Consider the following 20949-nt stretch of genomic DNA (forward strand, 5'->3'; position numbering starts at 1 on the left):
GTTTTATCCATCACTGATACGTCAAATTTAAGGTTGCTGACGCATTGGCGGTGCCGGGTTCAACCGTCGTTTGCGTCTGGTAATACCGTGCTGTTAATGGAAACGCCTGCTGCCCGCCTGCGGCCACACTTAACGGCAAACGCGCATTTAGCGTAAGAGGCGTACCGTTATAGAGCAGTTGAACGCCAACCCCTTTCGCCGTGCCGGTATTACCCTGCCCCGTCAGCGCCAGGACGCTCGTTGTTGCCACGTCCGGGTTCTGAATACCGCTGAACGACACGTTGACGTTTGCGCCCGGATCGCAGTTCAGTCCCAGGTTCTGCGTATTCTGGGCGCCTGCGGGCGTGGTTCCCACCGTTGACCCAAACGTCGCGGCAGAAATATCGCCGATGGGAAACGTCAGCTGCGGTGTCGTAATGCTGCAGGCCAGTACGTTAATGGTTCCGCCCAACAGGGTGGTCGTCAGGCCATCACGATAAACCCCGTCACTGCCCTGCAGCATCACCACGCCCAGCACGCCCGGCGTCAGCGACCCCGACGCGACCGGTCCGGTCACAACGAGTTCTATTTTACCGCCCCACCACTCGACATAATCCGACTGCGCGTTATAGGAGAAGGTATTGGTCGGGTTTTCAAAATAATTACCCGATGAAAAGCGCACGCCTATACCGTTTACATTGGTGTTATAAACATGATTCCCATAAGTGCTCGGCGTCGCATTGAGGTAGCGCATGCTAAAACCCAGCATTAATGGATTGGCACACCCCGTTAAATAGGAACCGGTTATTGTGGCGTTTCGCGAAAATAATACGGTACCCACGGCAACGTCGCGCTGAACCGTAATCGTGCCGATGGACAAGGTTGATTCCTGTGGCGTAATCGTCGTGCAGGTTCCTGCACGAGCACTGTTCCAGCCTGCTGCAATGCACAGCAGGAATATGATGTAAATTGAGCGCATGTTAAAAAGCCCTAAAGACACTTGACGTTAATTTCGGTAATTCCACCTGCCGAAGGCTGCGGGGAAAGCACGTACGGTGCGCGGCACTGCCGATCGCTTTCCGCTCCCCACGAGACGAAGACGGTTCCCTCTGTATCCAGACCGGTGAGATAAGCCTGACCTTTATCGCCAACAATAACGCTGCTGCCGTCGGTGCCTTTCAGGCTTGCCGTTGCGCCAAAGGGAACAAACTGGCCGTTATGCATTAAATTAAATAACGCCCGTCGCCCCACCTTCGCCTTATAGTCGGCCAAAACGATCGCGCCGCGCGTCGGCGTCACCGTCCGGGTATTAATATCCAGCTCAACATCATCCGGCAGGCTTTCCGAAGCAAGGGTGACGTCATTTTTACGGTATACGGAGAGATTGCTGACCACCGTATATCCGCGGTAATCCGTTCTCGCGCCCGGCTGATTGCGGATATCGACGCCGCGCGCGCCCGGCGCGCTAATCAGAACGTTGGTCTCACCCAGGGGCTGAGAAAGCGTGATCCCCTTTCTGTGAGCGAGAATGCCCCCCTGCAGACCGTAGTTAAGCCGCTCGCTGTTTTTGTCGTAACTGTAGCCCGCCGTCGCTTCGCCGTAGGTTCCCTTATAATCGCCATTCATATTGCCCGTGTAGCCAACGCCGTCCGACCCGTATCCCTGCTGCACGTTCCAGTTCAGGGCGTGATTTTCCAGCGCCACGCCGTTCAGGCCGATGTTCTGTGTGGTGCCGTTATTCTTGCTGGCGCTCACGCTATAGTTAGCCCAGGTCTGCGGCAAAAATTTATCGAGAGGAATGCTGACGTTAAAGGCCAGCAGCCGATCGTTGTCGTACCGTTTATTGTCATCGTATGAACCCGCGCTGCCGTTTTTACTGTAGGTCCAGGTGAGTCCGTAACTGATGTTGTGCCAGGAGTTGTTGTAACCCAGGCTGTATGACGCCATCGTTTTACCCGAGTTCCAGTAGTCTTCTCGAGCCGCGCTCAGCGTCAGCGAGCCAAGGTTGCCGCCCAGGGTCTGGCTCATCGTCAGCTCGGCCCGGTTGCGGCGTCGGTCCTGAAGCGCGGAGCTGTCACCCCAGGAATCGAGGATCTCCTGCATGCCGTAGTAACCGCTGGTCGAATAGCGGTAGCCCGCAATCGAAAACTGGGTTCCGGTACCCACAAAGTTCTTGCTGTATCGCGCGCGCCAGGACTGGCCGTTGGATTTCTCCCCGCCCTGCGGAATGGACCAGGCCTGGGTCATGTCCGCAGAAATGGCACCGAGATCACCCATATTTTTCCCAAGCCCGGTGGCGATCGACTGATATTTGCTCGACTCCTGCAGCCCGCCATAGAGCGTGAGGCCATACGGCAAACCATAAATCCCGGTAATTTGCCCAAACGGGGTCTTATCAACGCTGCTGCTATAAGAACGATACTGCCCTCCGGTCACCGCATATTTCAGGCGACCTTCACGCTGCAAAACCGGTAATGAGGCATAAGGTAGGGTGAAGTGCTGCTCGCTTCCGTCCGCTTCCTTAACGGTGACGTCCAGATCTCCGGCGCCGCCCGTGGGGTACATATCGGTAATCTCAAAAGCGCCTGGCGCCACGTAGGTCTGATAAATCTGATAGCCGTTCTGCCGCACCACCACCTGGGCACTGGTACGCGCGATGCCCCGCACCACGGGCGCATAGCCTTTGAGCGAATCCGGGAGCATGTCATCGTCAGAAGCCAGCTGTCCGCCGCGAAACGGCATGCTGTCGAACACGTCGGCCGGCGCGGAGCTATCCCCCAGGGTGAGCTGCGCTTTGAGCGGAATAATGGCCCGCTGCGCATAGGTGTAGACGGTATCCCATTTGTCCTGACCGCTCTCATCACGCGACCAGGTGGTGTAATTTCGCAGTCGCCACGGCCCAACGTTGAGACCCGGGCGCAGGTTGGCATATTGACTGTCGCTGTTTTTACTGCCGTTTTGTTTTGCCCTGGTATTTGCACCACTCACGCTGTAGTTCAGCATCGCAGCGGCGATCCCCTCATCCCATAGCGCTGGCGAGACATCCCCCCGTGCCGGCAGGTCGATCGCGGCCTGAGGAATGCTGATAACCAGCCGCTGTGCGCCAAACTGAAAATCCGTACTGGCATGAGGTATAGCCTGCAGGTTAACGCAGGACGCGCCATTGCTGGCTAAGTCGGGAAAAAGCGCGGTTTTGACGCCCCACTTTTCGAGCTGCTCAATCCTCAGACAAGGCTGGAGGCTATCGCCGTCATTCCCACCTTTTACAGTGGTAAAATCAATATCGCTTGTCTCAATGAGCTGGTCGTCAAGGATGATGTCAACGTGGTATATCCCTGGTGCCTGCGAACCTGATTCAAAAGCAGATAAATCAGCTTTACTCGTACCCGGGTTGTCCAGTTCAACCAGTTCGGCGTTGAACGAATCACGGGCATCAACAGTCTGCACAGCATTAACCAGCGCAAAGGCGATACAGATCGCCAGACGCGCAGGCTGCATTTTTATCGTTTTCGTTGCCATCATCATTAAGCTGACCTGAGATGAAGATCGCCGCTTTTGATAAATTAAAAGCTGGCCTGATGTATTCTTCCGGGGCTACCGTAATCATTAATAACTTTGAATGAAATATGGTTACCATTGGCATCTGCGGGTAAAATAAATGCTGCCGTTGACCCAGGCGCCACCCAGGTGACCTCATCCAGTTTTTTATTACCGACGCTTATTTCATTAAAGTTGATGATATATTGCGTTGGATTGGTGACCATAAGCTTATTCCCGCTACGCGACCAGGTTAATTTACTCGCTTGTTCTTCCGGTGTTGATGCCTTCAGACTCGCCGGGCGATATATAAGCTTGATGCGCGTTTTGACGGCAATTTGCAGTGAGTTTGCCTGTTTTGAGGAAGACGGTATCGCTTTAATATTCAGCCAAAAAAGACTTTCTTTATCCTGGGGTAGCGAACCCGAGAGTAAAATACGCTCAATGTTTTGCTGCCCACCCTCCAGTCGATATAAAGGCGGAGTAACAATGAACGGCGCTTTATTAGCATTACCCTCTGGCATGTCAACCCAGGACTGGATTAAGTAAGGCACGCTATCGGCATTATTGATGCTAATTGATGCCTCTTTTTTCCCACCCTCAAAAATGACGCGGGTACCGCCAATAATGACCCCGGCATAGGCGTTCGAAAACGATGCGGTCAGCGCGGCAGCGATGAGCAGAGTCTTGCTAATAAAATTCATGTTACACTTCTTGAAACACGGGGGCAGTGGCTGCCCCCACGCAGAACGTCGTGGAACCGGCTCGGGTTCTGCTTAATGACTAGTTATAAACAACGGAGAAATTTGCCACGGAGTTTGCAGGACCGGCAGTCACCGATGCCGCCGTTGAAATATACTGCGCGTAGAAATTCAGCGTATTATCGGCGGTACTGCTTAACGCATAGCTATAGCTGTTGCTGCCGTGCAACGGCAGATCCGCTTTATCAGCGGTCATCAAATTGATAGCAACGCCCGTTGCCGCACCGGCGACGGAGGTATCAATAGCCAGCAGATCGGCGTTAGTCAGGTCAGGCGTACCGTCAAAACGGACTTTGGCACCGGTGACCGTGACCGGGCAGTTCTTCAGGATAATATCGAATTTCGTTGCCGCAGTTCTGGCGCCTGTTGCCGGAAATTCTGTTTTATTGTAATCGCCTAATACCACCACCTGATTTTGAGAGGCAACCGCGACATCGCAGGCGGAATCCAGGATGTTACCGTTAAAATTAACGGTTCCTGCAGCAGCGAGTGCATTACCCATCATTAAGGCGGAACCTGTCGCTACCATCGCTAAAATAATATTCTTTTGCATAATCTTCATTTTCCTGTTTACGGGATAATTTTATTTATTATTAAAATCAAAACAGCAGAAAGTTGACAAATGAATCACTGTGGGTTCATTTTTAATTAACGCCATAAGGTCTTTCTGACTGATTGGTTAAAATCTATATAATCATTTTGGCGAATACAACTTTTTGCTGGTCTAGCTGTAGACTCTGATTTAACGTAAATTCAACATTTCTTCAGGATAAACTTACGCCTTATTTCCCTGGTCTATTAGTAGACTTGATCGTCTTTTTGTTTTCATTCAATACGTTAGATGTCAGGCACTCAACGGTCTACTTTTGGACCCTGGCGAAACATCCCTGACCCCTTCATTTTTAAGATAATTCTCTGCACAGATCAAAAAATGATCGACCCCGAAGTCGCTGTGAGGTATCTTATGAATACGCGTTTAACCACGCCATTGAATAACCACGAGTCAACCGTTCTTGGTTTAAAACCGTTTATCCATATAGACGCCCTGATTAAATCAGTGCTACCTGATGCGAACAGAATGATCATTTCCCGGGGAGAAACCGTACATTATTATAAAGATGATGTGCGTCAGTGCTTTTTACTTCTCCAGGGAAGCGTGGCGCTTCATCGTCGCGGCGACGGTATTGTATTAAACTCAGAGTCTGCGCCTTTTATTCTTGGCGTCAGCAGTCAATTTTCTTCGGAACATCTCTACGTCAGGGCCCTGGAGACGGCAGAAATCGCCCGCGTATCGCTGGAGACGTTTAATCAGATTGTTTCACAGCAGAATTTATGGGAGCACTTTTCAAAGCTGCTGATTTATACGGCCTCACGGGTATATGAGCATTGTGCGCAAATATCGCAAATGTCTGCCTACGACATCATCCGCTTCCAGCTTGTTGAGCTCATGCAGGAGCCCGATGCCATACGGAAAAATACGACGGCAGCCGCGTACATCAAAAGCCGGACGTATCTTTCACGTAGCGGAATTATGCGTATTCTGGCAGAACTGCGGACCGGGAAGTACATCACCATGGAGCGTGGGGTGCTGCTTGACATTCACCATCTGCCGCGAAAATATTGACAGCCAGCGTGCCTGTACCCGGGAGAAGCGCTATAATTAGCCAGATTATTTTTAAGGTTCTCGGCTACTATGTCCCTTCCCGAAAAGTCTCAACGGGGTTCCCCCTACGCGCAAGAGCTTATTTCCCACCTGTTGCCTGATTGCACAACGCATCGTGCCGCCCGCGGCGAGCGACTGGACCTGCAAGTCAACGGTCAGGGCATGTGCTATTTAATTCTTGAAGGAACCATCGCCGTCTACAGAAGAAGCGATGACATGATGCTGTCCACGGCTCGCAGCCCCGCGGTGTTCGGCCTCGCTAACCTTACCGATATCTATTTCAATGATTATATTAAGACCGTCAGCCCTTGTCTGATAGGGACGCTCGCAACCGAGCGGGTGAATGAAATTATCAAAGAGAAGGCGCTATGGGGCCTGCTTTCTAAACAGCTCATGTTTGTGTATAGCCGTCTTTATAACAACGTGATGCCGCAGGGCGCGCCGACGGCGTATGAGATGATTCGCCAGCAGCTGGTCAAGCTGATGGAGGAAGATGAGGCTTATCGGCTCAGCATGACGGCGGAAAGGTATATCAGGGAGAAAACTCAGCTCTCCCGCAGCGGCGTAATGCGCATTCTGGCGGATTTAAAAACCGGCGGATTCATCGAAATGGAAGAAGGCAGGCTCATTAAAATCAACAAACTCCCCGCCCGATACTGAATGTCAGACACAAAAAAGGCCGCACTCGCGGCCCTTTTATTCTCATGTACTCAATGGACGTGAACGCCCAACCGCCAGGCAAAGTAGATCTCTTCTTTCAGTTCATTCGAAGAGAGCGCCAGCAAATCTGTAAATTCCAGCTCAAGCTGTTTCAGCTTTTTCAGGTACTGCGCCGGAGACAGGTTGCTCTTATCGCGACGTAAATATTCAATTGCCAGCTGTGTTGGGGTTATTTCAGTATCCATGATGTCCTCGCTTATGTACAAAACCTGACCAGTATATCACAACGCACTGGCTAGTTTTTGACCAAAGGCAAAACATCTGAAAACTTTACACAACCGCCGTGGTCAGCCGCGACGAGCAGCACAGGCGATCCTGCTCATCGAGAATGTCTATCTGCCACACCTGATGACGGCTTCCGGCGTGCAGCGCGCGGCAAACGCCGCGCACGCGCCCGCTGCGCACCGAGCGAATGTGGTTAGCATTCACCTCGAGTCCGACAACCTTCTGCTCCCCTTCGGTACAGAGATACCCCGCCACCGAGCCCAGCGTTTCGGCCAGCACAACGGATGCTCCGCCGTGCAATAAACCAAACGGCTGATGGGTGCGACTATCGACAGGCATGGTGGCCTCTATCTCATCGTCGCCAATGCGGATGAACTGGATATCCAGCAGCCCCACCATATTCCCTTCGCCCATGGCGTTCAGCGCCTGCAGCGTCACGGCACGTTTCCAGATCATCCAATTATCTCCAGTAAAGCCTGCAATGGGTGACGCACACCGTTACCTTCTACCCGTTTTACCTGACTGCGGCAGGAGTAACCCGTCGCCAGACAGCGGTTTCGCGGTAAACGCTGCATCGCCTGATGCCAGGACAACTCATAGATGCCGAGCGAGTTGGCGTGGTTTTTCACTTCGTGTCCGTAGGTTCCGGCCATCCCGCAGCAGCCTACGTTGACGCTCTCGAGCTTCGCACCGAAGCGGGCAAAAACAGACGCCCACTGCGCGGGTGCCCCCGGCAGCGCGGTCACTTCCGTGCAGTGACCGAACAGATACCACGGTTCACCGCTGACATCCTGAACAGCCTTATCTTTCAGCGCCACCGGCAGCCACTCGTGCACCAGCATCACGTTAAAATCGCCGCGCTTATCGCCCAGCGTCTGCCTGTATTCATCGCGATAGCAAAGCACCAGCGCCGGATCGACGCCGACCATCGGTATCCCGAGTTGCGCCACGCGGTTTAAGAAGTCAGACGTTTTCTGCGCGGTCTTCGCAAAGCGGTTCAGGAAACCCTTAATATGCTGCGCCTTGCCGTTCGGAGAGAACGGCAACACAACCGGCTGGTAACCCACTTTCTCCGCCAGACGGACGAAATCCGCCACGACCTGCGCATCGTAGTAGCTGGTGAACGGATCCTGCACCACCAGCACTACATTGGCTTTTTGCTCCGGAGCGAGCGCCTCCAGCTGTTCCAGGGTCATGTTTGCCGAACGGTGGCCAACAAGCTGGCGCTGCAGAGACGGGACCGACAGCAGCGGCAGATCGACCATGCCGATGTGTTTTTCGGAAAGCTTGCGCACCAGCGGCTGGTTAATAAAGAAGTTGAAGGTCTTTGGCGCACGCGCCATCAGCGGCGCGTAGCTTTCCACCGTCGCCACCAGATGGTCGCGCACCGGGCGGAGGTATCGGGTGTGATAAAGCTGCAGGAAACGCGAGCGGAATTCCGGCACGTCGATTTTAATCGGGCACTGGGTGGAGCAGGCTTTACAGGCCAGACAGCCGGACATCGCCTCTTTCACCTCATGGGAGAAATCATACTCTCCCTTGTTGGCATGCCAGCTGTTGCGGGTGCGCTCAATCAGCGAGCGCAGGCTGGCCCGTTTTTCCGGCAGCTCCTGCTCCAGCTTGAGCGGATCCACCCCGCGGTCGGCCAGCAGACGCAGCCACTCGCGCACCAGCGTCGCCCGCCCTTTCGGCGAGTGGATACGGTTGCTGGTGATTTTCATCGACGGGCACATCGGGCTTTTCACATCAAAGTTAAAGCACAGGCCGTTGCCGTTGCACTCCATCGCGCCACGCCAGGAGGATCGCACCGCAATCGGGATCTGCCTGTCGTACGTGCCGCGCTTGACGGCATCCACCTGCAGCATCGGGGCATCGACACCTTCCGGCGGGCAGATTTTACCCGGATTGAGGCGGTTATGCGGGTCGAACGCCGCTTTCACCTTACGCAGCTCCGCGTAGAGCTGTTCACCGAAGAATGCCTGGCTGTATTCCGCGCGGAACCCTTTCCCGTGCTCGCCCCACAGCAGACCGCCGTATTTGGCGGTTAAGGCCACCACGTCGTCGGAGATCTGCTTCATCAGGATCTCCTGCTGCGGGTCGCACATATCCAGCGCCGGACGCACGTGCAGTACCCCGGCGTCAACGTGGCCGAACATGCCGTAGCTCAGGCCGTGGCTGTCCAGCAGGGCGCGAAACTCAACGATATAATCCGCCAGATGTTCAGGCGGCACGCAGGTATCTTCGGCAAAGGGAATGGGCTTCGCCGCCCCTTTCGCATTGCCGAGCAGGCCCACGGCTTTTTTACGCATCGCATAGATACGTTCAATCCCGGCCAGATCGTTACAGAGCTGCCAGCCGATCGCGCCGCCTTCGCCCTGTGCAATCAGCTCATCCAGCCGCTGGCAGAGCGTGGTGACCTGACGATCAATCAGCTCCGCATCATCGCCGGCAAATTCCACGATGTTGAGACCGAGCATCTCTTTATCCGGCACGTCGGTAATCAGATCGCTTACGGAGTGCCAGACAATATCTTCCCGGGCCAGATTGAGCACCTTAGAGTCGACGGTTTCCACCGACAGCGCCTGCGCTTTCACCATAAACGGCGCATTGCGCAGTGCGGAGTCGAAGGAGTCATATTTGACGTTCACCAGACGACGCACCTTCGGCAACCGGGTAATATCCAGCCGCGCTTCGGTAATAAACGCCAGGGTTCCTTCGGAGCCGGTCAGCACGCGGGTTAAATCAAACTGGGTCAGGTCATCGTTGAAGACGTGTCGCAGATCGTACCCGGTCAGGAAGCGGTTCAGTTTCGGGAACTTATCGAGAATAAGCTGGCGGTTGTCGCGGCAGCGTTCCAGCACGGTGCGATAGATACGCCCGCTGGCGGTGTTGTCTTTGCCCAGCGTTTCCGCCAGTTCGACCGGCATCGGCTGGGTATCGAGGATATCGCCGCCCAGCAGAACCGCACGCACGCCCAGCACGTGATCGGAGGTTTTACCGTAGACCAGCGAGCCCTGCCCGGAGGCATCCGTGTTAATCATCCCGCCAAGGGTCGCGCGGTTGCTGGTGGAGAGCTCTGGGGCAAAAAAGTAGCCGTAAGGCTTGAGATACTGATTAAGCTGATCTTTGATAACGCCCGCTTCGACCCGCACCCACCCCTCTTCCGGGTTGATCTCAATGATGCGGTTCATATAGCGCGACATATCAACAATGATGCCCTGGTTCAGCGCCTGACCGTTGGTCCCGGTGCCGCCACCGCGCGGCGTAAAGACCAGCGAGGCAAACCGCTCCTGCGTAGCCAGCCGGGCAATCAGCGCCACGTCGGCCGTTGAACGCGGGAAAACGACGGCATCGGGAAGAAGCTGGTAGATACTGTTATCGGTCGCCATCGTCAGCCTGTCGGCATAGTTTGTGGCGGTATCACCTGTAAAACCCTGTTGCTCCAGTGCTTGCAAAAAATTAAGCACCAGCTGAACGACGCCAGGTGCCTGAGAAATCTGTGGGATCATGAATGTCGACCCTAATTAGAGTTATGGGAATCGTTTGCGTGTATCTTAAAAGTTTTATCACATTTTTTTCTTATAATCTCTGCTGAATTACAGGCAAAATCCGCCTGTCAAAAACCGCGGAGATCATCAATGATTAGAGAGACGCGGTTTTCCGTTCCCGCCAGCCCCGCTGGCGTTCTTTTAAGGAAAGTTTCATTTATGGTCAATCTTCGCCAGCCCAGGGATGTTGCGCAAATTTTGCTGTCGGTGCTGTTCCTGGCCCTCATGATTATTGCGTGTCTGTGGATTGTTCAACCCTTTATTCTTGGCTTCGCGTGGGCTGGGACCGTTGTCGTCGCCACGTGGCCTTTGCTGCTGCGCCTGCAGAAGCTGCTGTTTGGCCGTCGCGGGTTAGCCGTGCTGGTCATGACGCTCCTGCTGTTCCTGCTGTTTATTATTCCTATTGCCCTGCTGGTGAATAGCCTGGTGGATTCCAGTGGCCCCGTTATTCGCGCCATTAGCAGCGGTGACCTGACGCTGCCGGATCTCGCCTGGCTGAACAGCATTCCGGTGGTGGGCTCAAAACTCTACAGCGGCTGGCATAGCCTGCTGGAGATGGGCGGCAGCGCGCTGATGGCAAAAGTCCGCCCGTACATTGGCACCACCACCACCTGGTTTGTCGGTCAGGCGGCGCATATCGGCCGCTTTATGATGCACTGTACCCTGATGCTGCTCTTCAGCGCCCTGCTCTACTGGCGCGGCGAGCAGGTGGCTTTGGGCGTTCGTCACTTTGCCACCCGCCTGGCGGGCAAACGCGGTGACGCGGCGGTACTGCTGGCCGCGCAGGCCGTACGCGCGGTTGCGCTGGGCGTAGTGGTCACCGCGCTGGTGCAGGCTGTGCTGGGCGGGATCGGTCTGGCAATTTCCGGCGTACCGTACGCCACCGTGTTCACCGTTGTCATGCTGATGACCTGTCTTGCACAGCTGGGACCGCTGCTGGTGCTGGTACCCTGCATTATCTGGCTCTACTGGACGGGCGATACCACGTGGGGAACGGTGCTGCTGGTCTGGAGCTGCGTGGTCGGCACCATGGATAACGTCATTCGTCCGATCCTCATCCGGATGGGCGCAGACCTGCCGCTGATCCTGATCCTCTCCGGGGTGATTGGCGGTCTGATTGCCTTTGGCATGATCGGCCTGTTTATTGGCCCGGTGCTGCTCGCCGTCACCTGGCGTCTGTTCTCCGCCTGGGTGCATGAAATTCCGCCGCCGGGTACTGACCCGGACGTGATTTTGAGCGAACTGGAAGAGCTGGAAGAGAAGAACACGCATTAAGTTTTTTTGCCGGGTGGCGCTAACGCTCACCCGGCCTACACACTCCCGCATAATACTTAAACACCGCTAAAGTATTTATTCGTTAATCACTGGTCAGACCCGCCATTTCAGCAGTCAGTCTGCTATTAACCTCAAGAAATCTTTACGTCTCTTAAACTATTGAGACGAATCCGATCGACGCTAAATAACACAATGCCTACTATTAGCACACGGTTATAAATCAACACCTTGATTTATAAGCATGGAAATCCCCTGAGTGAAACAACGAATTGCTGTGTGTAGTCTTTGCCCATCTCCCACGATGGGCTTTTTTTTATCCTGACTACGCGCGCTTCACCTCACAGGTACTGAGCATCCGCCACTCCGCTGGCAGCACCCGCGTTTCCCCCGTCACATTGACCGTCACCGCCTGGCGGATATCCGCCGACGATGCGCCAACCTGCAGCTCAAACTCGCCCGGCTCAACGATGCGTTTCCCGTCCCGACGGGTGAAGTTGAACATCTCAACCGGCAGCGTAAAGGCGAGCGTGGCGGTTTCGCCCGGCGAGAGCGTGACGCGCTGGAAGGCTTTCAGCTCCTGAAGCGGCCGCACCTGCGTGGCAACCTTATCCCTGACGTAAACCTGCACCACTTCGCTGCCGCTGCGCTCCCCGGTATTAGTGATATCTACGCTCAGCGTCACCTCGCCGTCGACCGGCACGCTGGATGCCGCTACTTTTGCCGCTCCCCAGCTAAACTGCGTCCAGCCGAGGCCGAAGCCAAACGGATAACGTGAGCCGAAATGGAACGCAAACGGCGTACCGCCGCTTTTGAGCTTGTGATTGTAGTAATACGGCATTGCCCCGGCGCTTTTCGGCACGCTCACCACCAGACGCCCCTGCGGCTCCGCACGCCCCGTTAGTACGTCCGCAATCGCCCAGCCCCCTTCCTGCCCCGGCGCCCACGCCACGATCAGCGCCGCGACCTTGTCCTCCAGCCCCTGCAGGTTGTACGGACGTCCACCGGTCATCACGACAATCACCGGCTTGCCCGTTGCCACCAGCGCGTCCAGCAGCTGTTGCTGCACTCCCGGCAGGTTCAGGGAGTCGGTATCGGAACCTTCCCCCACGGTGCCGCTCTGGAACAGCCCGGCGAGATCGCCCACGCAGGCCACCACCACGTCACTCTCCTGAGCAGCCTTCACGGCCTCGGGGATCAGGGCGGTACTTTGCGATACCGGCGACTGCTGCATCGGTTTGCCGCCGCTGTCGCCCGGGAAGACCGGGGCGCCCGCCATCCGTTTTTCGATGATGTGGCACCCTTTGGCATAGCGGACCTGAGAGGCACCGAGGTACTGCTCCAGCGCCGCGCGCGGGGTGGTGACCTGCGAGGTCTCTTCCACCATATCGCTGATGATCAAATGCACCGGGAAGCTGTAGCCGCTCAGTAACGCCAGCGGGTCATCCGCCGTCGGCCCCACCACCGCCACGCGAGGTTTGCCGCCGAGCGGTAAAATGCCGTTATTTTCCAGCAGCGTGATAGATTTCGTCGCCACCTCCCGCGCGGCCTGGCGGGTCATAGCGTTTTGCAGATCGATACCGTTTTCATCCGCGTACGGTTTTTCAAACAGCCCCAGACGGAATTTTTCGGTCAGCACGCGCGCCACGATCTCATCCACTTTCGCCATAGAGATCAGCCCGCGCTCTACCGCTTCCGCCAGATGCCGCGCGCAGTCGTCTTTCGGCAGCTCAACGTCCAGCCCGGCGTTGAACGCCAGCGCGGCAGATTCGGCCGCATCGTGGGAAATCCCATGATGCTGGTGCAGCAGGCTGACGCCGCCGTAATCCGCCACAATAATCCCGTCGAATCCCCACCGTTCGCGCAGGACGGTGGTCAGCAGGAAGCTGTCGCTGTGCCCCGGCTGGTTATCAATATCGTGGTACGCGGGCATGACCGAACCGGCGTGTGCCAGCTTGACCGCCATTTCAAACGGCAGCAGGAAGGTGTCGTTCAGCTCGCTGAACCCCAGGTGGACCGGCGCATGGTTGCGCGCCCCCTCGCTGAACGAGTGCCCCACGTAATGTTTCAGGGTTGCCAGCAGGTCGCGTTTATCGCCCTGTAAGCCCTTCACGTAGGCCGTCGCCATCACGCCCACCAGCCAGGGATCTTCCCCGAAGGTCTCTTCGGTTCGCCCCCAGCGCACGTCGCGGGATACGTCAAGCACCGGCGCAAGCCCCTGCTGGCAGCCGACGGAGCGCGCCTCTTTGCCAATCTGCTCTGCCGCCCGCTGCACAAGCTCCGGGTCCCAGGTCGATCCGTAGTTCAATGACGACGGGAACAGGGTGGCGTCTTTGCAGAGCAGCCCCACCAGACACTCTTCATGGAACAGCGCCGGGATGCCAAGACGCGTCTCTTCCATCATCATCCGCTGCAGGCGGTTCGCGGCGCGCACGCCGGTTTTCGCGTCAACGATGTGGGTGCCCAGCGGACGGGTGATCTGCCCGACGCCCAGCTTCAGCCGTTCGCTAAGCGACGCCTGCTCGCTCACGCCGGCGAATTCGTCGCTGAGGTCGCTGCGCTCGCGGTGGTTGCCGTTTTCATCGAGGATCAGCCAGTACGCGTGCATCTGGGCGAACTTCTCTTCCGGGGTCATGCGCGCCAGTAAATCGGCGACGCGCTCGTGCACGGGACGTCCCGCGTCCTTATAGATAGCTGTCATGTTTTACTCCTGTAGTGCGGAAGGGGTTGCCGGGCTGAGCTGCCCCGCTTCGGGTCTGACTTCACGCTTGCTGGCCAGCTCCCGGGCGATGGAATCCACCAGCCGGCTGTTGAGCTTGTAGATGGCAAGAAGCGCGACCATGCAGAGGAACAACGCGCATGGGATAAGGGTGAACAGCGCGTTGATGGTCGAGAGAACGTTCGGTGCCTGGGTAGCCTGTCCCGGGGCGTAATCCACCATGCCAAGCACCCAGCCAACCACCGCCCCGCCCAGCGCCAGGCCAAACTTGATGGCAAACAGCGCGGTGGAGAAGACCAACCCGTCGAGGCGGCGGCCGCTGCGGTGCTCTTCGTAGTCGACCACATCGGAGAACATGGTCCACTGGAGCGGCGTGGTGAGGTTTTGAATAAAGCTAAAGACGATGTTAAGGCCAAAGATGAGCCACACCTGCGAAGGCGGCAGGAAGAAAATCAGCGCGCCGAAAATCACGAAGGAAATAATGGTCCACTGATAGGCGCGTACGCGGTCAAATTTCCCCAGCAGCCGTTCAGATAATAATGCGCCGCTTAGGGAGGCCACCATGCCGGAAACAATAAAGGCAAAAACCAGATCCGGACGCAACAGCACATAGTTCACGTAATACATGGTGGCGGAACCGCGCGTCACCACCGCCGTTAACAGCAAAATATTAAACAGGAACACAATACGCCACTGGCTGTTTCCGGCCAGCAGTTTTAAATCGGTGAGCATAGAGCCGGAGGTATCGTTACGCGGTGAATAGCGCTCGCGGGTCATCAGGAAGCAGCAGAAGAATAAAACAATGCCCAGCAGCCCCATCAGGCTCATGGCATAGAAATAGCCTTTCTGCACGTTGCCCTGGCCTAACAGTGAGACCAGCGGCAGGGCGATAACCGTCACAATCAACCCGCCGATAAACGACAGGCCAAAGCGCCACGACTGCAGAGAGTGACGCTCGCGCGGATCCAGCGTCAGCGCGCCGGGCATGGCGCAGTAAGGCACGTTAATCGCGGAGTAAATCAGGCTTAAGATCGCGTAGGTTACGCAGGCGTACACGATTTTCGCCGTCGGCCCAACGTCCGGCACATAGAAGGTCATCAGGCAGCTCACGCCAAACGGGATGGCGAACCACAGCAGCCAGGGACGGAAACGGCCGTGACGCGTCTGAGTGCGATCGACCAGTGCGCCAATGCACGGGTCGACAAACGCATCGACCACGCGCACCACTAAAAACATGGTGCCCATAATCGCGGCGGGCAGGCCAAAAACGTCTGTATAAAAATAAGCGAGAAATAACGTTGCCGTTTGCCAGACCAGCGCGCTGGCCATATCGCCTAAGCCATAGCCTATTTTATCTTTGGTACGCAATACAGAGGAGAGTGTCATTGTTATTTGCCTTTTTATCAGGTTAAAACGTATTTCAACCAGTTGCGCATCTTCTTAAGGGAAATGCGCAGTAAGGCTCAAGTATTAGCAACGGTTTGCGCGCTAACAATTGTCTAAATTGACAGACAAATTATGATATTTGGTTTTTTGTTTTATTTGTGATGGGGAGCATATTCGGACGGAAATAAAAAAGGCGAGGAGATATCTCCTCGCCTTTATCCGTTTTTAAGCGGTTACTTATTCAGTTCCGCCAGGCTCAGCCAGGTTTGCACCACGGTGTCCGGGTTCAGGGACAGGCTATCAATCCCCTCTTCCATCAGCCATGCGGCAAAGTCTTCATGGTCGGATGGACCCTGACCACAAATCCCGACGTATTTACCCTGCTTCTTCGCCGCGCGGATGGACATGGAGAGCAGCGCTTTCACCGCCTCGTTGCGCTCGTCGAACAGTTCGGAAACCACGCCGGAGTCGCGGTCCAGACCCAGCGTCAGCTGCGTCATGTCGTTCGAGCCGATAGAGAAGCCGTCGAAGTGCTCGAGGAACTGCTCGGCCAGCAGGGCGTTGGACGGGATTTCGCACATCATGATGATCTTCAGCCCGTTCTCGCCGCGCTTCAGACCCTGACGCGCCAGCTCGTCCACAACGGCTTTCGCCTGATCCACGGTACGCACGAACGGGATCATGATCTCCACGTTGGTCAGCCCCATGTCGTTGCGCACGCGTTTCACCGCCTCACACTCCAGCGCGAAGCAGTCGCGGAAGCTGTCGGACACGTAGCGTCCGGCCCCGCGGAAGCCCAGCATCGGGTTCTCTTCTTCCGGCTCGTAGCGCTCGCCGCCGACCAGGTTGGCGTATTCGTTGGACTTAAAGTCCGACAGACGCACGATCACGCGTTTCGGATAGAAGGCGGCGCCCAGCGTCGCGATCCCTTCCGTCAGACGGCCGACGTAGAACTCTTTCGGTGAGTCATAGCCTTTCATCATCTCGCGGATTTCGTTCTGCAGCTTCGGATCCTGATCGTCAAACTCCAGCAGCGCACGCGGGTGAACGCCGATCATACGGTTGATGATAAATTCCAGACGCGCCAGGCCAACGCCTTCGTTCGGCAGGCAGGCGAAGTCAAACGCGCGGTCCGGGTTGCCGACGTTCATCATGATCTTCAGCGGCAGGTCCGGCATAGTATCCACGCTGGAGCTCTTCACGCTGAAGTCGAGGATATCGGCGTAGACGTAGCCGGTATCGCCTTCGGCACAGGAGACGGTCACGTTCTGCCCGTCCTTCATGCGCTCGGTGGCGTCACCGCAGCCGACAACCGCAGGAATACCCAGCTCGCGGGCAATGATCGCCGCGTGACAGGTACGACCGCCGCGGTTGGTGACGATAGCCGCCGCTTTCTTCATGATCGGTTCCCAGTCCGGGTCGGTCATGTCGGTCACCAGCACGTCGCCTGGCTCAATACGGTTCATCTCGCTGATGTCGTGGATCACTTTGACCGGACCGGCACCGATACGGTGACCGATGGCACGGCCTTCCGCCACGATTTTGCCCTGCGCGTGCAGCGTATAACGCTCCATCACCTGACCGCGAGAGCGGACGGTTTCCGGACGCGCCTGCACGATAAACAGCTTGCCGGTGTTCCCGTCTTTCGCCCATTCGATATCCATCGGACGGCCGTAGTGTTTTTCGATCTGCACCGCCTGCTTCGCCAGTTCCTGCACTTCGGCGTCGGTCAGGGAGAAGCGGTCGCGCTGCTCCTGCGGTACATCTTCAATTTTAACCTGCTTGCCATGCTCCTGGGTCGGGGCATAGATCATGCGGATTTTTTTCGAGCCCATGGTGCGGCGCACCACCGCCGGACGGCCAGCGGCCAGCGTAGGCTTGTGGACGTAGAATTCGTCAGGGTTTACCGCGCCCTGCACCACCATCTCACCCAGACCCCACGCGGAGGTGATAAACACCACCTGGTCGAAGCCGGATTCGGTATCAATGGAGAACATCACGCCGGATGAGCCCACGTCCGAGCGCACCATGCGCTGCACGCCAGCGGAGAGCGCCACGCCGCGATGGTCGTAGCCCTGGTGCACGCGATAGGAGATGGCACGGTCGTTGAACAGGGAAGCAAACACGTGCTTCACCGCCACCAGCACCGCATCGTAACCCTGGACGTTCAGGAAGGTTTCCTGCTGCCCGGCAAATGAGGCGTCCGGCATATCTTCCGCAGTCGCAGAGGAACGCACGGCAAAGGAGGCCTGCGCATCGTCAGCGGAGAGCTGGTTGTACGCGTCGTGAATGGCTTTTTCCAGTTCCGGCTGGAAAGGTGTGTCGATGATCCACTGGCGGATCTGCGCCCCGGCTTTGGCAAGCTCGGTAACGTCATCAATATCCGTTTTATCCAGCAGGTCGTAAATGCGCTGGTTAACACCGCTCTGGTCTAAAAACAGGTTAAAGGCATCGGCGGTGGTGGCAAACCCGTTCGGTACGGAGACACCCATACCCGACAGATTTGTAATCATTTCACCCAGGGAGGCATTTTTGCCCCCAACTCTGTCTACATCATTCATGCCGAGTTGGTTATACCAAAGCACCAGCGGTGACGAGCCATTGTTGGACATCGAAACAATCCTTTTGTGATATTTGATCGGAGTAAGAAACACCTGACTACGTATTTATACTGGCATAATTATTTCCGCTAAAAAAACGGTGAATCGTGTAAGCAATTTAAAATTTCAACTTTTCGGATACTTTCCCACCAGGCATTAACCCGATGATTCCTCTATATTCAGCCAAAAACCACAGAAATAAAGTCGCTATTTGAAAAATGAAATCCACTTTTCAGGAAAATCAAAAACAGCGTTTCATTTTTACCCTAAATAATTCGAGTTGCAGGAAGGCGGCGACGCAGAGAGTCCCAGGAGCGTACATTTAGTACGTGACTGGGCGAGCGAGGAAAGCCAACGCGCCTGCAGCTTGAATTATGACGGGCAAATAATTAGGACAAGTTCTTTGCTGTCTAATTTACTTTTTTAATTTATGCTTTCAGACAATTAGGTCTGATATTCAGGGTGAGTAAAATGGATAGTGCTGTCGATCGCCACGTTTTTTATATTTCTGATGGTACGGCGATCACCGCCGAGGTGCTGGGCCACGCGGTGATGTCGCAGTTTCCCGTTTCGATTAACAGCATCACGCTGCCGTTTGTTGAAAACGAAAGCCGCGCCAGGGCGGTGAAGGACCAGATTGACGCCATCTACCAGCAGACCGGCGTCCGCCCGCTGGTGTTCTACTCTATCGTGATCCCCGAGATTCGCTCCATCATTCTGCAAAGTGAAGGCTTCTGTCAGGATATCGTGCAGGCGCTGGTGGCTCCGCTCCAGAGCGAGCTGAAGCTCGACCCGACGCCTATCGCCCACCGCACCCACGGGTTGAACCCCGGCAACCTGACCAAGTACGACGCGCGTATTGCCGCCATCGACTACACCCTTGCCCACGACGACGGTATCTCGCTGCGAAATCTCGACCAGGCGCAGGTGATCCTGCTCGGCGTGTCGCGCTGCGGCAAAACCCCGACCAGCCTCTATCTGGCGATGCAGTTTGGCATTCGCGCCGCAAACTACCCGTTTATCGCAGATGACATGGATAACCTGGTCCTGCCCGCCGCCCTGAAGCCGCTGCAGCACAAGCTGTTCGGCCTGACGATCAACCCGGAACGCCTTGCCGCAATCCGCGAAGAGCGACGCGAGAACAGCCGCTACGCCTCCATGCGTCAGTGCCGGATGGAGGTCTCCGAAGTGGAAGCGCTGTACCGTAAAAACCAAATCCCGTGGCTGAACAGCACCAACTATTCGGTTGAAGAAATTGCCACCAAAATTCTCGACATCATGGGGCTTAATCGTCGCATGTACTAATATGCTAGTACATTAGCTCAGATTCAGGTATCATCATCGGCAACCACGGGGCGGTGTCGCCCCGAACTTGAAATCAGCAGGGATTGGTTTAAGGTGATGCCCATCACTTCCCGGTAGTCTGCCGATGAAGCAAAAATTTTCTGAGACATTCCATGAATAAAACCGATGAACTCCGCACTGCGCGCATTGACAGCCTGGTCACGCCGGCTGAACTGGCACAGCGGCACCCTGTTTCCGCCGCCGTCGCGGAACACGTGACGGCTTCCCGCCGCCGCATTGAAAAAATCCTGAATGGTGAAGACAAACGTCTTCTGGTGGTGATTGGGCCTTGCTCCATCCACGATCTGGATGCCGCGATGGATTATGCAAAACGGCTTCAGGGCCTGCGGGATAAGTACCAGCATCGCCTTGAGATCGTCATGCGTACCTACTTTGAAAAACCGCGTACCGTGGTGGGCTGGAAGGGACTGATTTCCGACCCTGACCTCAACGGCAGCTATCGCGTGAACCACGGTATCGAGCTGGCGCGGAAGCTGCTTTTACAGGTCAACGAGCTGGGCGTTCCGACGGCGACCGAGTTTCTCGATATGGTGACCGGGCAGTTTATCGCCGATCTGATCAGCTGGGGCGCGATTGGCGCGCGCACTACCGAAAGCCAGATCCACCGTGAGATGGCCTCCGCCCTCTCCTGTCCGGTCGGCTTTAAAAACGGAACCGACGGCAACACCCGTATCGCGGTTGATGCCATCCGCGCTGCCCGTGCCAGCCACATGTTCCTGTCGCCGGATAAGAGCGGTCATATGACCATCTACCAGACCAGCGGTAACCCGTACGGGCATATCATTATGCGCGGCGGGAAGAAACCCAATTACCATGCCCAAGATATTGCGGCGGCCTGTGAAACGCTGGCCGAGTTTGACCTGCCGGAACATCTGGTGGTGGATTTCAGCCACGGCAACTGCCAGAAGCAGCATCGCCGCCAGCTGGACGTCTGCGATGAGATCTGTCAGCAGATCCGCAGCGGCTCGACCGCCGTTGCAGGCATTATGGCCGAGAGCTTCATCAAGGAAGGCACGCAGAAAATCGTTGCCGGACAGCCGATGGTTTACGGTCAGTCGATCACCGACCCGTGCCTGAGCTGGGAAGACAGCGAACTGCTGCTGGAAAAGCTGGCTTCAGCCGTGGACACGCGCTTTTAAAATCCTGCCGGGTGGCGCTGCGCTTACCCGGCCTA

At 56.0% G+C, this 20949-nt stretch carries 15 protein-coding genes and 1 other RNA gene; 6 read left to right on the plus strand and 10 right to left on the minus strand.

Going from position 1 to position 20949, the window contains the following annotated elements; translation table 11 throughout:
- Positions 1-10: 10 nt before the first annotated feature.
- The 4 genes from N037_RS00900 to N037_RS00915 form a co-directional block, all read right to left on the minus strand.
- Positions 11-958 carry a fimbrial protein gene (locus N037_RS00900; RefSeq protein WP_032638284.1) on the minus strand — a complete coding sequence of 316 codons (948 nt, stop codon included), beginning with the start codon at positions 956-958 and terminating at the stop codon, positions 11-13.
- Positions 959-969: 11 nt separating this feature from the next.
- Entirely contained in the window at positions 970-3498 is a 2529-nt protein-coding gene (locus tag N037_RS00905) for a fimbria/pilus outer membrane usher protein (RefSeq protein WP_032639116.1), read from the minus strand.
- 44 nt (positions 3499-3542) lie between these two features.
- The gene (locus N037_RS00910; protein WP_032638286.1) at positions 3543-4220 is read right to left on the minus strand and encodes a fimbrial biogenesis chaperone; all 678 of its coding nucleotides are present in this window, start codon (positions 4218-4220) and stop codon (positions 3543-3545) included.
- 79 nt (positions 4221-4299) lie between these two features.
- Positions 4300-4830: a fimbrial protein gene (locus N037_RS00915; protein ID WP_032639118.1), complete on the minus strand. Its 531-nt coding sequence runs from the start codon at positions 4828-4830 to the stop codon at positions 4300-4302.
- A gap of 411 nt (positions 4831-5241) precedes the next feature.
- On the opposite strand from N037_RS00915, the gene N037_RS00920 reads away from it, so the two are divergent.
- Together N037_RS00920 and N037_RS00925 are read left to right on the plus strand one after the other, a co-directional pair.
- Positions 5242-5901: a helix-turn-helix domain-containing protein gene (locus N037_RS00920; RefSeq protein WP_032638288.1), complete on the plus strand. Its 660-nt coding sequence runs from the start codon at positions 5242-5244 to the stop codon at positions 5899-5901.
- Positions 5902-5970: 69 nt separating this feature from the next.
- On the plus strand, positions 5971-6600 hold the full coding sequence (locus tag N037_RS00925; RefSeq protein WP_023335395.1) for a helix-turn-helix domain-containing protein: 630 nt from the start codon (positions 5971-5973) through the stop codon (positions 6598-6600).
- A gap of 50 nt (positions 6601-6650) precedes the next feature.
- Here the strand turns inward: N037_RS00925 and N037_RS00930 are convergent, their stop codons facing one another.
- The 3 genes from N037_RS00930 to ydiJ form a co-directional block, all read right to left on the minus strand.
- The gene (locus N037_RS00930; RefSeq protein WP_003857766.1) at positions 6651-6845 is read right to left on the minus strand and encodes a YdiH family protein; all 195 of its coding nucleotides are present in this window, start codon (positions 6843-6845) and stop codon (positions 6651-6653) included.
- An 85-nt stretch (positions 6846-6930) separates the two neighbouring features.
- Positions 6931-7341 (minus strand): 1,4-dihydroxy-2-naphthoyl-CoA hydrolase, encoded by a 411-nt coding sequence (gene menI, locus N037_RS00935; protein WP_023311321.1) that lies wholly within the window; start codon positions 7339-7341, stop codon positions 6931-6933.
- Positions 7338-10394 carry a D-2-hydroxyglutarate dehydrogenase YdiJ gene (gene ydiJ, locus N037_RS24520; protein WP_032638290.1) on the minus strand — a complete coding sequence of 1019 codons (3057 nt, stop codon included), beginning with the start codon at positions 10392-10394 and terminating at the stop codon, positions 7338-7340. The genes menI and ydiJ overlap by 4 nt, the downstream gene beginning before the upstream one ends.
- Positions 10395-10592: 198 nt before the next feature.
- Between ydiJ and ydiK the strand changes: the two genes are divergently transcribed.
- Both ydiK and rprA read left to right on the plus strand, forming a co-directional pair.
- The gene (ydiK, locus tag N037_RS00945) at positions 10593-11708 is read left to right on the plus strand and encodes an AI-2E family transporter YdiK (RefSeq protein ID WP_032638293.1); all 1116 of its coding nucleotides are present in this window, start codon (positions 10593-10595) and stop codon (positions 11706-11708) included.
- Between the two features lie 209 nt (positions 11709-11917).
- Positions 11918-12025: antisense sRNA RprA (gene rprA / locus N037_RS23310), an RNA gene on the plus strand.
- 5 nt (positions 12026-12030) lie between these two features.
- Here the strand turns inward: rprA and N037_RS00950 are convergent.
- The 3 genes from N037_RS00950 to ppsA form a co-directional block, all read right to left on the minus strand.
- Positions 12031-14406: a glycoside hydrolase family 3 N-terminal domain-containing protein gene (locus N037_RS00950; protein WP_032638295.1), complete on the minus strand. Its 2376-nt coding sequence runs from the start codon at positions 14404-14406 to the stop codon at positions 12031-12033.
- Positions 14407-14409: 3 nt separating this feature from the next.
- Complete coding sequence (locus N037_RS00955; protein ID WP_032638298.1) at positions 14410-15810, minus strand: MFS transporter; 1401 nt, start codon at positions 15808-15810, stop codon at positions 14410-14412.
- Between the two features lie 233 nt (positions 15811-16043).
- A complete protein-coding gene (ppsA, locus tag N037_RS00960) occupies positions 16044-18422 on the minus strand; it encodes a phosphoenolpyruvate synthase (RefSeq protein WP_023311316.1) in 2379 nt (792 codons plus the stop codon).
- A gap of 459 nt (positions 18423-18881) precedes the next feature.
- Here ppsA and ppsR point away from each other — a divergent pair, with 459 nt between their 5' ends.
- Together ppsR and aroH are read left to right on the plus strand one after the other, a co-directional pair.
- Positions 18882-19715 carry a posphoenolpyruvate synthetase regulatory kinase/phosphorylase PpsR gene (gene ppsR / locus N037_RS00965; protein WP_032638300.1) on the plus strand — a complete coding sequence of 278 codons (834 nt, stop codon included), beginning with the start codon at positions 18882-18884 and terminating at the stop codon, positions 19713-19715.
- Between the two features lie 152 nt (positions 19716-19867).
- Positions 19868-20914 carry a 3-deoxy-7-phosphoheptulonate synthase AroH gene (aroH, locus tag N037_RS00970; RefSeq protein ID WP_032638302.1) on the plus strand — a complete coding sequence of 349 codons (1047 nt, stop codon included), beginning with the start codon at positions 19868-19870 and terminating at the stop codon, positions 20912-20914.
- Positions 20915-20949: the final 35 nt, after the last annotated feature.

It is taken from the genome of Enterobacter sp. EGD-HP1 (assembly GCF_000733275.2).
In the GTDB taxonomy this organism is placed as follows: Bacteria; Pseudomonadota; Gammaproteobacteria; order Enterobacterales; family Enterobacteriaceae; genus Enterobacter.

What these genes read in the sequence shown, in the direction of transcription:
- N037_RS00900 (WP_032638284.1), bottom strand. Translation starts at nt 958, where the DNA reads ATGCGCTCAATTTACATCATATTCCTGCTGTGCATTGCAGCAGGCTGG.
- N037_RS00905 (WP_032639116.1), bottom strand. Translation starts at nt 3,498, where the DNA reads ATGGCAACGAAAACGATAAAAATGCAGCCTGCGCGTCTGGCGATCTGT.
- N037_RS00910 (WP_032638286.1), bottom strand. Translation starts at nt 4,220, where the DNA reads ATGAATTTTATTAGCAAGACTCTGCTCATCGCTGCCGCGCTGACCGCA.
- N037_RS00915 (WP_032639118.1), bottom strand. Translation starts at nt 4,830, where the DNA reads ATGCAAAAGAATATTATTTTAGCGATGGTAGCGACAGGTTCCGCCTTA.
- N037_RS00920 (WP_032638288.1), top strand. Translation starts at nt 5,242, where the DNA reads ATGAATACGCGTTTAACCACGCCATTGAATAACCACGAGTCAACCGTT.
- N037_RS00925 (WP_023335395.1), top strand. Translation starts at nt 5,971, where the DNA reads ATGTCCCTTCCCGAAAAGTCTCAACGGGGTTCCCCCTACGCGCAAGAG.
- N037_RS00930 (WP_003857766.1), bottom strand. Translation starts at nt 6,845, where the DNA reads ATGGATACTGAAATAACCCCAACACAGCTGGCAATTGAATATTTACGT.
- menI (WP_023311321.1), bottom strand. Translation starts at nt 7,341, where the DNA reads ATGATCTGGAAACGTGCCGTGACGCTGCAGGCGCTGAACGCCATGGGC.
- ydiJ (WP_032638290.1), bottom strand. Translation starts at nt 10,394, where the DNA reads ATGATCCCACAGATTTCTCAGGCACCTGGCGTCGTTCAGCTGGTGCTT.
- ydiK (WP_032638293.1), top strand. Translation starts at nt 10,593, where the DNA reads ATGGTCAATCTTCGCCAGCCCAGGGATGTTGCGCAAATTTTGCTGTCG.
- N037_RS00950 (WP_032638295.1), bottom strand. Translation starts at nt 14,406, where the DNA reads ATGACAGCTATCTATAAGGACGCGGGACGTCCCGTGCACGAGCGCGTC.
- N037_RS00955 (WP_032638298.1), bottom strand. Translation starts at nt 15,810, where the DNA reads ATGACACTCTCCTCTGTATTGCGTACCAAAGATAAAATAGGCTATGGC.
- ppsA (WP_023311316.1), bottom strand. Translation starts at nt 18,422, where the DNA reads ATGTCCAACAATGGCTCGTCACCGCTGGTGCTTTGGTATAACCAACTC.
- ppsR (WP_032638300.1), top strand. Translation starts at nt 18,882, where the DNA reads ATGGATAGTGCTGTCGATCGCCACGTTTTTTATATTTCTGATGGTACG.
- aroH (WP_032638302.1), top strand. Translation starts at nt 19,868, where the DNA reads ATGAATAAAACCGATGAACTCCGCACTGCGCGCATTGACAGCCTGGTC.